The organism is Pseudomonas sp. AC112 (assembly GCF_979253545.1).
The window spans coordinates 2,826,329-2,840,439 of sequence record NZ_CEEDCM010000001.1; the positions used below are offsets into that span (position 1 = coordinate 2,826,329).

Annotated in this window: 12 protein-coding genes; 9 read left to right on the forward strand and 3 right to left on the reverse strand. The window is 62.5% G+C overall.

Translation table 11 applies throughout. The features are described 5' to 3' along the window. Nucleotides 1-11: 11 nt before the first annotated feature. From AC0IYN_RS13060 to AC0IYN_RS13070, 3 genes are all read right to left on the reverse strand, one after another. A complete protein-coding gene (locus AC0IYN_RS13060; RefSeq protein ID WP_471841695.1) occupies nt 12-1,910 on the reverse strand; it encodes a PhoX family protein in 1,899 nt (632 codons plus the stop codon). A gap of 79 nt (nt 1,911-1,989) precedes the next feature. Continuing rightward, nucleotides 1,990-2,754 (reverse strand): TOBE domain-containing protein, encoded by a 765-nt coding sequence (locus AC0IYN_RS13065; RefSeq protein WP_458376022.1) that lies wholly within the window; start codon nt 2,752-2,754, stop codon nt 1,990-1,992. Nucleotides 2,755-2,812: 58 nt separating this feature from the next. After that, entirely contained in the window at nt 2,813-3,550 is a 738-nt protein-coding gene (locus tag AC0IYN_RS13070; protein ID WP_471841698.1) for a ComF family protein, read from the reverse strand. 92 nt (nt 3,551-3,642) lie between these two features. On the opposite strand from AC0IYN_RS13070, the gene bioB reads away from it, so the two are divergent. The 9 genes from bioB (at nt 3,643) to AC0IYN_RS13115 (ending at nt 14,097) form a co-directional block, all read left to right on the forward strand. Then, nucleotides 3,643-4,698: a biotin synthase BioB gene (bioB, locus tag AC0IYN_RS13075; RefSeq protein ID WP_016977842.1), complete on the forward strand. Its 1,056-nt coding sequence runs from the start codon at nt 3,643-3,645 to the stop codon at nt 4,696-4,698. 114 nt (nt 4,699-4,812) lie between these two features. After that, a complete protein-coding gene (bioF, locus tag AC0IYN_RS13080; RefSeq protein ID WP_457266861.1) occupies nt 4,813-5,994 on the forward strand; it encodes an 8-amino-7-oxononanoate synthase in 1,182 nt (393 codons plus the stop codon). Next, a complete protein-coding gene (locus AC0IYN_RS13085) occupies nt 5,987-6,718 on the forward strand; it encodes an alpha/beta fold hydrolase (RefSeq protein WP_099493057.1) in 732 nt (243 codons plus the stop codon). Before bioF ends, AC0IYN_RS13085 begins: the two co-directional genes overlap by 8 nt. After that, entirely contained in the window at nt 6,711-7,523 is an 813-nt protein-coding gene (gene bioC / locus AC0IYN_RS13090) for a malonyl-ACP O-methyltransferase BioC (protein ID WP_471841703.1), read from the forward strand. Before AC0IYN_RS13085 ends, bioC begins: the two co-directional genes overlap by 8 nt. After that, entirely contained in the window at nt 7,520-8,200 is a 681-nt protein-coding gene (gene bioD, locus AC0IYN_RS13095; protein ID WP_078050450.1) for a dethiobiotin synthase, read from the forward strand. Before bioC ends, bioD begins: the two co-directional genes overlap by 4 nt. A 106-nt stretch (nt 8,201-8,306) precedes the next feature. Next, nucleotides 8,307-8,588: a hypothetical protein gene (locus AC0IYN_RS13100; protein WP_025857014.1), complete on the forward strand. Its 282-nt coding sequence runs from the start codon at nt 8,307-8,309 to the stop codon at nt 8,586-8,588. A gap of 346 nt (nt 8,589-8,934) precedes the next feature. Beyond that, nucleotides 8,935-10,740: a phenylacyl-CoA dehydrogenase gene (locus AC0IYN_RS13105; protein WP_406596702.1), complete on the forward strand. Its 1,806-nt coding sequence runs from the start codon at nt 8,935-8,937 to the stop codon at nt 10,738-10,740. 207 nt (nt 10,741-10,947) lie between these two features. Beyond that, a complete protein-coding gene (locus tag AC0IYN_RS13110; protein ID WP_078050448.1) occupies nt 10,948-12,237 on the forward strand; it encodes a GGDEF domain-containing protein in 1,290 nt (429 codons plus the stop codon). A 90-nt stretch (nt 12,238-12,327) separates the two neighbouring features. Then, entirely contained in the window at nt 12,328-14,097 is a 1,770-nt protein-coding gene (locus AC0IYN_RS13115; protein WP_471841707.1) for an acyl-CoA dehydrogenase C-terminal domain-containing protein, read from the forward strand. Nucleotides 14,098-14,111 lie beyond the last annotated feature (14 nt).

Sequence of the window (14,111 nt, forward strand, 5' to 3'; positions counted from 1 at the left end):
AAGAGGGCTTATCAGGCGCCGACTATCCCACCATCATCCCTACGAATCGCCATCACCGACGACCGCGGCTTGCCGTTCGGCAAGTGCTCCGGCCAGGTCGACCCACCGGTTTCGCCTGGGTGCTGGATCCCCACAAACAGCGTCCTCTGATCCGGCGAGAAGCTGATACCCGTAACTTCACACGCCACCGGACCGACCATGAAACGGCGGATTTCCCCGGTGGACGGGTCGGCACACAGCATCTGGTTATTGCCCATTCCCGCGAAGTCACCCGCGTTGCTGTAGTCCCCATCCGTAAGGATCCACAGGCGTCCAGCCTTGTCGAAGCCCAATCCGTCTGGACTGTTGAACATGTTCTGCGGGTTGATATTCGACGAGCCGCCTTTCGGTGTGCCAGCGTGCACGCCCGGGTTGCCGGCCACCACAAACAGGTCCCAGCTGAATTCGCTGGCGCCGTGGTTATCGGCGTCAGCCTTCCAACGCAGGATCTGGCCGTAGACGTTTTTCTCGCGCGGGTTCGGGCCACCCACCGGTTGGCCGTCTTCACCGCGCTTGGCGTTGTTTGTCAGGGTGCAATAGACCTGGCCATCGGTGGGGCTGACGACGATCCATTCCGGGCGGTCCATGCGCGTGGCTTTCACTACGCTGGCGGCGAGGCGTGCGTGGATCAGCACTTCGGCCTGGCTGGCAAAGCCGGTGCTGGCGTCGATGCCGTTCTTGCCGTGCGTCAGCTCGATCCACTGGCCCTTGCCCTTGGGATGATCGGCGTTGCCGTCGCCCGCGTCGAAGATCGCCACGTACAAGGTGCCGTGGTCGAGCAGGTCTTTGTTGGCCTTGGGGTTCTTGTGGTTGATCTTGTCGCGGCTGACGAACTTGTAGATGAACTCGCCGCGCTCGTCGTCGCCCATGTACACCACGGCGCGGCCGTCACGGGTTTCCGCCAGGGCAGCGTTTTCATGCTTGAAGCGACCCAGGGCGGTGCGCTTGGCCGGGGTGGATTGCGGGTCGAACGGATCGATTTCCACGACCCAGCCGTGACGGTTGAGTTCGTTGGGGTTCTTCGCCATATCGAAACGCGGGTCATGCTGGTGCCAGTTGATTTCTTTGCTGGCGGCGACCACGCCATAGCGTTTCTGCCCGGCGTCGAAGGTTTGTTGTGGGTCGGTGCTGCCGAAGCAGTCAGTGAAGTTCTCTTCACACGTCAGATAAGTGCCCCACGGCGTCTTGCCGTTGGCGCAGTTCTGGAAGGTGCCCAGGGCTTTTTTGCCGGATTTGTCGGCGCTGGTTTTGAGCCAGTCGTGGCCGGCGGCAGGGCCGCTCAGTCGGATCGGCGAGTTGCCGTGGATGCGGCGGTTGTAGCGCGAGTCCTGGACGAACTGCCAGGTGTCGCCCTTGCGCCGCACTTCGATCACCGACACGCCTTCGCTGGCCTGGGCCTTGTGCACGTCTTCGGCCGATTGCGGCGCGCCGCCATGGGCAAAGAGGTAGCGGTAGTTGGTGTATTCGTTGTTGATCGCCATCAACGCGCGGTTGTCGTCGCCGGGAAAGGCGAACAGGCTCATGCCGTCGTTGTTGTCACCGAACTGCTGTTCCTGGGCCTTGGCCGTGCCGTTGCCGGACGGGTCGAAGGCCGGCGCGCTCTTGCTCAGTGGCTGGCCCCAACTGATCAGCACCGAGGCGCTGTAGCCCGGCGGCAAGGTAATGGCGTCGCTGGTGGCGGCGGCGATGCTGGTAAAGCCCAGCAGCGGGCTGGCGCTGGCGGCGTTGACGGCCAGCGCGCTGCGGGTCAGCAGGTTGCCCCCCAGGAACATCGCGGCACCGCACAAGGCGCCGGCGCCGATGAAGCGGCGGCGGGTGAGGCCGACCATCTGTTCAAGGTCGGTGGCTTGGTTTTCTTCTAATAGGCTCATCTCAGGCTCCCTGCGGTTTTTGCAGACACCATAAGGAGCGGGCGTGACGAAATTGTTGCAGTTCGAATACGGGCAGCAGCTACACCGGCGTTCCGAGCAGCACATTGCTCGGTGCGAATTGCACCTGGATCGCCTGGCCTTCGGCGGCGCCCAGGGCCTTGAGTGCGTCGGGCTGCGCCAGGGCGCACAAAACCTGACCGCTGGGCAGGGCGATGCGGACTTCGCTGGGGCCGTCGTCGGCGTCGAGAATGGCGTCGACGGTGCCGCTCATGCAATTGTGTCCAGTTGTTGCAGGGTGCCCGGCCGCCAGCAGTTCCAGCCAGCCGGCCTTGATCAGTGCAACCACTTCAACACCGGTTTCCAGTTCCAGCCGCTGCGTGCTGTCGCGGGTGATCTGCGCATCCAGGCTCAGCCCACCCGCCAGTTGCAGGCGGATCAGGTCATTCCGGCCATGCGGCTCGATGGCGATGACCTGGCCGTGCAATTGGTTACGTGCACTGGTGCGCAGCATCAAGCGGCCGAGCAGGTTGAAGTCACTGGCGGCTTCATCCGAGCCCAGCACTTCGGCCTGCACCGCTTGCAGCCGTTGGTAAAGACGCAACACGCGCTCACCCTCGGCCGTCAGCTTGGCGCCACCGCCGCCTTTGCCGCCAACGCTGCGTTCTACCAGCGGTTTTTGCGCCAGGTTGTTCAACTCGTCGATGGCATCCCACGCCGCCTTGTAACTCAAACCCGCGCTTTTCGCGGCCCGGGTGATGGAGCCCTGCTCGGCAATATGCGCCAGCAGGGCAATGCGCTGGGGGCGACGGATGATGTGTTGGCTGAGGGATGCAGGCAGAGACATAGGGATACGCTTCGATGTGATGGGCTGAACGTTGCGGGCAAGGTAGGCCAGAGTCAAGTCAGCTGCCGGGTTTGGGCGTGCGCGCCAGGCAGTACACATCGACCTGCCGCGCGCCGGCCTGCATTAACAACCGCGCCAGGCTGTGGGCGGTGGCGCCGGTGGTGAGTACGTCGTCCACCAGTGCGAAGTGACGGCCTTGCACCTGGGCATCGGGCGCCAGTGCGAAAGCGCCGAGCAAGTTGCGTTTGCGGGTCTTGGCATCGAGGGCTTGCTGGGCGACGGTTTCATGGGGGCGTAACAACAGCTGTTCATCGTAGGGGATGTTCAGGTCGGTGCTGAGCCAGCGCGCCAGCATCAGCGCCTGGTTATAGCCGCGTTCGCGCAGGCGCTGGCGTGCCATGGGCACCGGCAGCAAGCATTCGGGCCGTGTGAGTTCGCTATTGTCGAGGCGGTGTTGCAGGTGCTGCGCCAAGAGCCGCGCGAGCATCTGCCCAAGGGGCCAGCGCGCCTGGTGCTTGAAGCGGCTGATCAGGCTGTCGATGGGAAAGCTGTAGGTCCAAGGTGCGATCACCTGTTTAAAGGCGGGGGGGTGTTTCTGGCATTGGCCACAGATCAGGCCCTCCATCGGCAGGGGCAGGGCGCACACCTCGCAGTGTTCCAATAGCCAGGGAAGCTCGGTTTCGCAGACGTTGCAGACACAATCGGCGGAGTCGGTCGCCTCATCGCAGATTAAACAGCTTTGAGTGTTTTTTAACCAGATGTAAACCTGGTGTTTGTAGTCGGGTTGACAGTGCATGAATCTTCCTTAAATATGCCGAGCATCCGTGTCGTGCCTGTGGGTATTGCCCTTCCCGCAGCGCTTGCCAAAGCATAATCAAGGAATCGCCCATGAGCGCCAGCACCACCGCCACTTTGCGTCACGATTGGTCCCTCGCCGAAGTCAAAGCGCTGTTCGTGCAGCCCTTCAATGACCTTCTGTTCCAGGCGCAGACCGTGCACCGCGCGCATTTCGACGCCAATCGTGTGCAAGTGTCGACGCTGCTCTCGATCAAAACCGGTGCCTGCCCAGAAGATTGCAAATATTGTCCGCAGTCGGGCCACTACAACACCGGCCTGGAAAAAGAGAAGCTGATGGAAGTGCAGAAGGTCCTCGAAGAGGCCGCTCGCGCCAAAGCCATCGGGTCGACCCGCTTCTGCATGGGCGCCGCCTGGAAGCACCCGTCGGCCAAAGACATGCCCTACGTGCTGCAGATGGTCAAAGGCGTAAAGGCCATGGGCCTGGAAACCTGCATGACCCTTGGCCGCCTCGACCAGGACCAGACCGAAGCCCTGGCCCAGGCCGGCCTCGACTACTACAACCATAACCTCGACACTTCGCCGGAGTTCTACGGCAGCATCATCACCACCCGCACCTACAGCGAGCGTCTGCAAACCCTCGCCTATGTGCGTGATTCAGGGATGAAGATCTGCTCCGGCGGCATCCTCGGCATGGGCGAGTCCCTCGATGACCGCGCCAACCTGCTGATCCAGTTGGCCAACCTGCCGGAGCATCCGGAATCGGTGCCGATCAACATGCTGGTGAAAGTCGCCGGTACACCGCTGGAAAACGCCGAGGACATCGACCCCTTCGACTTCATCCGCATGCTCGCCGTGGCGCGCATCCTGATGCCGCAGTCCCATGTGCGCCTGTCGGCCGGCCGTGAAGCGATGAACGAGCAGATGCAGGCCCTGGCGTTCTTTGCCGGTGCCAACTCGATCTTCTACGGCGACAAGTTGCTGACCACCGCCAACCCGCAGGCCGACAAGGACATGCAACTGTTCTCGCGCCTGGGCATCCTGCCGGAAGCGCGCGAAGAGCACGCCGATGAGGTGCATCAAGCGGCGATCGAGCAGGCGTTGGTGGAGCAGAAGAGCAGCGAGCAGTTCTATAACGCCGTTGTTTGATTCGGACCCTGTGGGAGCCGGCTTGCTGTGGTGAGCAGGCTTGTCCTGCGCTGGGCTGCGAAGCAGCCCCTCCGACATTCTCGACTGAGTTAATCCTGTTAAACCGAGGCCAGCATGTCTTTCGATCTCGCCGCGCGCCTCGCTGCCCGCCGTGCCGAACATCTTTATCGCCAACGCCCGCTGCTGGGCAGCCCCCAAGGCCCGGAAGTGGTGGTGGACGGCCAGCCGCTGCTGGCGTTCTGCAACAACGATTACCTGGGCCTGGCCAATCACCCGCAGGTGATCGAAGCCTGGCGCGCCGGAGCGTCCCGCTGGGGCGTGGGCGGCGGCGCTTCACACCTGGTTATTGGGCATGCCACGCCGCACCATGAGCTGGAGGAAGCCCTGGCGGACCTCACCGGTCGCCCGCGTGCGCTGCTGTTTACCACTGGCTACATGGCCAACCTCGGCGCAGTCACGGCGTTGGTGGGGCAGGGCGATACGGTGCTGGAAGACCGTCTCAACCATGCTTCGCTGCTGGATGCAGGCCTGTTGTCCGGTGCGCGTTTCAATCGCTACCTGCACAACGATGCTGACAGCCTGGCCAAGCGCCTGGAGAAAGCCACCGGCAATACCCTGGTGGTCACCGACGGCGTGTTCAGCATGGACGGCGACCTGGCAGACCTGCCCGCGCTGGCCCGTGAAACCAAGGCCAAAGGCGCCTGGTTGATGGTGGACGATGCCCATGGCTTCGGCCCATTGGGCGCCAATGGCGGTGGGATCGTCGAACATTTCGGCCTGAGCCAGGACGACGTGCCAGTTTTGGTCGGCACCCTGGGCAAAGCGTTCGGCACCGCCGGCGCTTTTGTGGCCGGCAGTGAAGACCTGATCGAAAGCCTGATCCAGTTCGCCCGCCCGTATATCTACACCACCAGCCAACCGCCTGCGCTGGCGTGCGCCACCCTCAAAAGCGTGGAGCTGTTGCGCACAGAGCATTGGCGGCGCGAGCACCTCAATGGTTTGATCCGCCAGTTCCGCCAGGGGGCCGAGCAGCTGGGCCTGGACCTGATGGACAGCTTCACGCCGATCCAGCCGATCCTGATCGGCGACAGCGCCAAGGCCGTGCGCCTGTCGCAGATGCTGCGCGAGCGCGGCTTGATGGTCACAGCGATCCGTCCACCCACCGTGCCGGCCGGCAGTGCGCGTTTACGCGTGACGCTGACGGCGGCCCACAGCGCGGCGCAGGTGCAGCTATTGTTAAACGCATTGGAAGCGTGTTTCCGCTTGTTAGGCAGTTCGGAGCCCGGCCATGCGTGATCGACTGATATTGCTCCCCGGCTGGGGCCTCGGCGTATCGCCGCTGGAACCGTTGGCCGCTGCGTTGCAGGGGTTGGACGAGCACCTGCAGGTGCAGATCGAGCCGTTGCCTGCGCTGGATTCCAGCGACCTGGCTGAATGGCTCGACGAACTCGACGCCACGCTGCCGGACAACGCCTGGCTGGGCGGCTGGTCCCTGGGAGGCATGCTGGCGTCGGAGTTGGCGGCGCGGCGCGGCGAACGCTGTTGCGGCCTGCTGACCCTGGCAAGCAACCCGTGTTTTGTCGCCCACGACGGTTGGCCGAGCGCGATGCCCGCCGAGACCTTCGACGCCTTTCTCGCCGGCTGCCATGCCGATTCCCAGGTCACCCTCAAGCGTTTCGGCCTGTTGTGCGCCAAGGGGGCCGAAGACCCGCGCGGGTTGTCGCGCCTGCTGGTCAGCGGCGCACCGAATACGCCGTCGAGCGTGTTGATGCCTGGGCTTGAACTGCTCGCCCAACTCGACACGCGGGAGGCCTTGCTGGCGTATCGCGGGCCACAGTTGCACCTGTTCGCCGGACTGGACGGGTTGGTGCCCGCCGAAGCCGCCAGCGACCTGCTGGCCTTGCTCCCCGATGTTGAAATCGGCCTGATTGAACAGGCCGGCCACGCGTTTCTTCTGGAGGACCCCCACGGTGTTGCGGGGGCGATCCAGGCTTTTTTGCATGAGTGTGTCGATGACTGATTTATCCCACGCTCCGCTGCCGGGGGGCTTGCCGGACAAGCGCCAGGTGGCGGCTTCCTTTTCCCGCGCGGCTGCCAGTTACGACAGCGTCGCCGAGTTGCAGCGGGCGGTGGGCAGCCAATTGCTGGCGCGCTTGCCGGCGAGCACTGCGCCACAACGCTGGCTGGACATGGGCTGCGGCACCGGGTATTTCAGCCGCGTGCTGGCCGAACGGTTGCCGGCAAGCCAAGGCATTGCGCTGGATATCGCCGAAGGCATGCTCAACCACGCAAGGCCGTTGGGGGGCGCACATCACTTCGTCGCGGGTGATGCGGAGCGCTTGCCGCTCAAGGATGAAAGCCTGGGATTGGTCTTCTCCAGCCTTGCCGTGCAATGGTGCGCCAACTTCGAGGCGGTTCTCAGTGAGGCCTATCGCGTGTTGCAACCGGGCGGTGTGCTGGCTTTCGCCAGTCTCTGCGTGGGCACCCTGCAAGAGCTGCGCGAAAGCTGGCGCGCGGCGGATGGACTGGTGCACGTCAATCGCTTCCGTACGTTCGAGGCTTATCAACAATTGTGCGCGGACAGCGGCCTGCGAGTGGTCAGCCTGGAGCAGCGCCCCCATGTGCTGTATTACCCGGATGTGCGCAGCCTGACCCACGAATTGAAGGCCCTGGGCGCCCATAACCTCAATCCGGGGCGGCCGGGAGGGTTGACGGGGCGCGCGCGGATTGTTGCACTGGTGCAAGCCTATGAGCAGTTCCGCCAGGCCCAGGGCCTGCCGGCGACTTACCAAGTGGTGTATGCCGTACTGGAGAAACCTCTATGAGCGCCGCTTACTTCATCACCGGGACCGACACCGACGTCGGCAAGACCACTGTCGCCGCCGGCCTGTTGCACGCTGCGCGGCAAGCCGGCAGAAGCACGGCGGCCGGTAAGCCCGTGGCATCCGGCTGCCAGGTCACGCCCAAGGGCTTGCGCAACGCCGATGCCCTGGCGCTGCTGGCCGAATGTTCGTTGCCGTTGAGTTATGCCGAGGTCAACCCGGTGGCGTTCGAACCGGCCATCGCGCCGCATTTGGCGGCGCGTGAGGCGGGTGTATCGCTGACAGTGCAATCCTTGCTCAAACCCATGCAACAGATTCTGGCGCGGCAGGCAGATTTCACCTTGATCGAAGGCGCAGGCGGTTGGCGCGTGCCACTGGCAGATCAGGCGAACCTGTCGGATTTGGCCATGGCGCTCAAGCTGCCGGTGATCCTTGTGGTAGGCGTGCGCCTGGGTTGCATCAGCCATGCCTTGCTCACCGCTGAAGCCATCGCCCGGGACGGTTTGCAGTTGGCCGGTTGGGTGGCAAATATCATCGACCCCAAGACCTCTCGTCTGGAAGAGAACCTCGCCACCCTGGCCGAGCGGCTGCCTGCACCCTGCCTGGGTCGCGTGCCCAAACTCAAGCACGCCGGGGCCGAAGCCGTTGCTGAATACTTGCAGCTGGACCTGCTTGACTGATTTTGGCTATCAACAAGGCATTATGCCATTAGTGTTTTTGACGGGCTGTTTGCCGGGATATCTGCTTCAATTCAACTTCACGATTCTCTAAAGGCAGGCTTACGCCATGGAAATCTCTGGAAGCAGCGCGTTTTACTCGGGGCTGAGCACTATCCAGGCCGGGCAGAACCGTGTCGACCAGGCCGCCGGCAAAATTGCCAGCGCCGCGACCACCCAGCCTTCGGATGCGCAAAGCGACCGTCTGCAAGCCAACGATCGGGCCCAACCGTCCAACTCGGCCAGCAACATGGTCGAAATGGCCCAAGGCAAGTTCCAAGTGGAGCTGGGCGCCAAAGTCGCCAAGGCTTCGGATGAAATGCTCGGCACCCTGATCGACACCTACGCTTGACCCCTTTTTTGTCCGCGCCTTGGCTTTTTTGTGGGAGCGGGCTTGCTCGCGAAATCGGTCCTTTAGCCAACACATCTGTTGACTGACCTACCGCTTTCGCGAGCAAGCCCGCTCCCACATTTGCCCTGCATCATCGCGCTGAACCTCTATTCACCCCCTCAACCCCTTGTGGCATCTCGCCGCAGGCTTTGCCGTGCGCGTTATTGATTCACGTCATGACAAACGGCGACTGGACGACGCTTGACATCCCCAGGTGGTAAACGTATGTTTCAAACACCTGTTTGACCGCCACAGCACAATTCCACGCGGTCGTTCATTCCAGATACATCAGCAGAGGTTTATCGCTATGCCTGACTACAAGGCCCCCTTGCGTGATATTCGCTTCGTTCGTGACGAACTGCTTGGCTATGAAGCGCACTATCAGAGCCTGCCGGCTTGCCAGGACGCTACCCCGGACATGGTTGACGCCATCCTTGAGGAAGGCGCCAAGTTCTGTGAGCAAGTACTGGCACCGTTGAACCGCGTGGGCGACATCGAAGGGTGCACCTGGAGTGAGTCAGGCGTTAAGACCCCTACGGGTTTCAAAGAAGCCTACAAACAATTCGTCGAAGGCGGCTGGCCAAGCCTGGCCCACGACGTGGAGCACGGTGGCCAAGGCCTGCCGGAATCCCTGGGCCTGGCGGTGAGCGAAATGGTTGGCGCCGCCAACTGGTCGTGGGGCATGTACCCAGGCCTGTCCCATGGTGCGATGAACACCATCTCCGAGCACGGCACCCCCGAGCAGCAAGAGGCTTACCTGACCAAACTGGTGTCGGGCGAATGGACCGGCACCATGTGCCTGACCGAGCCACATTGCGGCACCGACCTGGGCATGTTGCGCACCAAGGCCGAGCCTCAGGCTGATGGTTCCTACAAAGTCTCCGGCACCAAGATCTTCATCTCGGCCGGTGAACACGACATGGCCGATAACATCGTCCACATCGTATTGGCCCGCCTGCCGGATGCACCGGCCGGCACCAAAGGCATCTCGCTGTTTATCGTGCCGAAGTTCCTGCCGAACGCCGATGGCTCCATCGGTGAGCGCAACGCCGTGTCCTGCGGTTCCCTGGAACACAAGATGGGCATCCACGGCAACGCCACCTGCGTGATGAACTTCGACGCAGCCACCGGTTTCCTGATCGGCCCGGCGAACAAAGGCCTGAACTGCATGTTCACCTTTATGAACACCGCTCGTCTGGGCACCGCGCTGCAGGGCCTGTCCCACGCCGAGATCGGCTTCCAGGGCGGCCTGAAATACGCGCGTGACCGCCTGCAAATGCGCTCCCTGACCGGCCCGAAAGCCCCGGACAAAGCCGCTGACCCGATCATCGTGCACCCCGACGTGCGCCGCATGCTGCTGACCATGAAAGCCTTCGCCGAAGGCAACCGTGCGATGGTGTACTTCACCGCCAAGCAAGTGGACATCGTCAAATACGGCACCGACGACGACGCCAAGAAGCAGGCCGACGGCCTGCTGGCCTTCATGACTCCGATCGCCAAGGCGTTCATGACCGAAGTCGGTTTTGAATCGGCCAACCACGGCGTACAGATCTACGGCGGCCACGGTTTCATCGCCGAGTGGGGCATGGAGCAGAACGTTCGCGACAGCCGCATTTCGATGCTGTACGAAGGCACCACTGGCATCCAGGCCTTGGACCTGCTGGGCCGTAAAGTGCTGATGACCCAGGGCGAAGCGCTCAAGGGATTCACCAAGATCGTGCACAAGTTCTGCCAGGCCAACGAAGGCAACGAAGCCGTCAAAGAATTCGTTGCACCGCTGGCTGCACTGAACAAAGAGTGGGGCGAGTTGACCATGAAGGTCGGCATGGCCGCGATGAAAGACCGCGAAGAAGTGGGTGCCGCCTCGGTGGATTACCTGATGTACTCCGGTTACGCGTGCCTGGCTTACTTCTGGGCCGACATGGCGCGCCTGGCTGCCGAAAAACTGGCTGCCGGCACTACCGAAGAGGCGTTCTACACTGCCAAGCTGCAGACCGCGCGCTTCTACTTCCAGCGCATCCTGCCGCGTACCCGCACTCACGTGGCCACCATGCTGTCGGGTGCCAACAACCTGATGGACATGAAAGAAGAGGACTTCGGCCTGGCTTACTAAGCCTCACCGGGTTCACTTCCAGAGCCGCCGCTCCTTTACGGGAGCGGCGGCTTTTTTGTGGGCGATAAAAAACCGCAGTACAGCGCTCAGGGATTGTCGCCGGCTGCCGTTACAGTGATGGCAATGTGATACATGTGCGGCAGGGTGTGCTTAACTGTTCGCATAAAGGCACAGTGCCATCATTTTTTGCGGGTCGGAGTTTTACCCTTGTCACGCGTGTCCGCTGTACGGTTCAGTCACTTTCTTCCTTCGTTGCTGCTCTTGCTGGCCGGGCTCTCGGCTGCGTACGTCAAGGACCTCAACGTCTTCTTCACCTCGCTGTTCAATGTGTTGCCGACCCTGGTGCTGTTGCTCGGCGGTTCGTACTGCGCGGTGTACCGCCGTCAGCGTGAACTGTTCTTGATGATCACCGTGTACATCGCCTACTTCCTGCTGGATACCCAGACCGACTTCTACCGCGACAACGGGCGCGTGCGCGAAGACGCGGCCGTGGTATTCCACTTGTGCTGCCTGTTGCTGCCGTTGCTGTTCAGCATCTACGCGCTGTGGCAGGAGAAGACCCACCTGTTCCGTGACTTCGTCGCGCGTGGTGCGGTGTTGCTGGCGATCGGCAGCGTGGCCTTGGCGTTGGAGCAGAGTTATCCCCAGGCGGTGCTGAACTGGTTGGCGGAGATTCGCTGGCCGGCGCTGCACGGCAGTTGGATGAGCCTGATCCAACTGTCGTACCCGATGTTCCTGATCGGCTTCCTGACCCTGGCAGCGCAATACTGGTACCAACCGCGCCCGCTGCATGCGGCGCAACTGGTGGGGCTGCTGGGCCTGTTCTGGATGTTGCCGCAGACGTTCATCCTGCCGTTCACCCTGAACATCATGTGCAGCCAGGTGATGTTGATGATTGCCGCCGGCGTGGCCCATGAGGCTTATCAAATGGCCTTCCGCGATGAGCTGACCGGCTTGCCGGGGCGTCGCGCGCTGAACGAGCGCATGCAGCGCCTGGGGCGCAATTATGTGCTGGCGATGAGTGACGTCGACCACTTCAAACGCTTCAACGACACCCATGGCCATGATGTCGGTGACCAAGTGCTGCGGCTGGTGGCGAGCAAGCTGTCCAAGGTCAACGGCGGCGGGCGCGCCTACCGCTACGGCGGTGAAGAGTTCGCCGTGGTGTTCGCCGGCAAGACGGTGGAGGAATGCTTGCCGCACCTGGAAGAGATCCGCGAGATCATCGCTGACTACGACATCAAGCTGCGTAATTCGGACCGTCCCCAGGACGATCAACAAGGGCGTCAGCGTCGTTCGGGCAGCGGCGCTTCCAGTGTGTCGGTGACCATCAGTATCGGTGTGGCCGAACGCCAGGCCGAGCAGCGCACGCCGGAGGAGGTACTCAAGTCCGCCGACCAGGCGCTGTACGCCGCCAAGGGCGCGGGGCGCAACTGCGTGGTGGCGGCTGGGCAAACGCGGCGCGGCGCGGTGCGCATGGAGAGCGCTGCCGGTTGAGTGATGGCGGTGTATTCAGCGGTTCTACAGTGATTGTTCGCGGCAGTGGCTGGCAGTAGGTTGAAACCATCTGCTGACGGAGACATTGCCATGCCTGAGTACAAAGCTCCCCTTCGCGACATGCGCTTCCTGATCGACAACGTGTTTGATTTCCACGGCCACTACGCCGCATTGGGCGCGACCGATGCCAGCCCGGACATGGTCGGCGCGATCCTCGAAGAAGGTGCGAAATTCTGCGAGAACGTGCTCGCGCCGCTCAACCGCAGTGGCGATGAAGAAGGCTGCCATTTCGACAATGGCGTCGTCACCACACCCAAAGGCTTCAAGGAAGCCTTCGCCCAGTACGTGGAAGGCGGCTGGCACGGCGTGGCGGCGGACCCGGCCTACGGTGGCCAGGGCTTGCCGCAGTCATTGGGCCTGGTGCTCAGCGAGATGATCGGCTCCAGCAACACCTCTTGGGGCATGTACCCAGGGCTGACCCACGGGGCGATGTCGGCGATCCATGCCCATGGCACCGCCGAGCAGAAAGACACCTTCTTGAGCAAGCTGACGGCCGGCGAATGGACCGGCACCATGTGCCTCACCGAAGCCCACTGCGGCACCGACCTGGGCCTGATCAAGACCCGCGCCGTGCCCCAGGCGGACGGCAGCTACGCGGTCACCGGCAGCAAGATCTTCATCTCCGCCGGCGAACACGACATGAGCGCCAATATCATCCACCTGGTGCTGGCCAAGCTGCCGGATGCGCCAGCGGGCACCAAGGGCATCTCATTGTTTATCGTGCCCAAGTTCCATGCCGATTCCGGCGCGCGCAACGCGGTGCACTGCGGTTCCATCGAACACAAGATGGGCATCAAGGGGTCGGCGACCTGCGTGCTCAACTTTGATGGAGCCAAGGGCTTCCTGATCGGCGAGGCGAACAAGGGTCTCAACTGCATGTTCACCATGATGAACCATGCTCGCCTGGGCACTGGCATGCAGGGCCTGTGCAATGGTGAGGCGAGCTTCCAGGGGGCGATCAAATACGCCAACGACCGCCTGCAGATGCGCTCGCTGACCGGCGCCAAGGCGCCGGAAAAAGCCGCCGACCCGATCATCGTGCACCCTGATGTGCGCCGCATGCTGCTGACCATGAAGGCCTTCAACGAAGGCAACCGCGCACTGACCTACTTCACCGCGCAATTGCTCGACACGGCGCACCTGAGCAGCGACGCCACCCAGCGCCAGGACGCCGAGGACCTGTTGGCGTTTCTCACACCTATATGCAAAGCCTTCATGACCGACACCGGGCTGGAGGTGACCAACCACGGCATGCAGGTTTTCGGCGGCCACGGTTACATCCGCGAATGGGGCATGGAACAACTGGCCCGCGATGCGCGGATTGCGCCGATCTACGAGGGTACCAATGGCATCCAGGCCCTCGACCTGCTGGGGCGCAAGGTGCTGGGCAGCCAGGGCAAGCTACTGCGTGGGTTTACCAAGATCGTGCATAAGTTCTGCGCGGCGAATGCCGAGCACCCGCAGCTCCAGGCCTATGTGGCGCAGCTCAACCAACTGAACGGAGAGTGGGGCGAACTGACCACCAAGGTCGGCATGGCCGCGATGAAGAACCCTGATGAAGTGGGCGCGGCGGCTGTGGATTACTTGATGTACAGCGGCTACATCATTCTCGCCTACCTGTGGCTGCGCATGGCCATTACGGCCTTGGCCCACGATGACACCGACTTTGCCAAGGCCAAGCTGGCCACGTGCGATTTCTACTTCAAGCGGCTGCTGCCGCGCACCGCCACCCACCGCGCGGCTATGGAAGCGGGCAGCGAATGCCTGATGAGTCTGCCTGCGGAGGCATTTGCGCTGTAGTGACTTAAAAATAC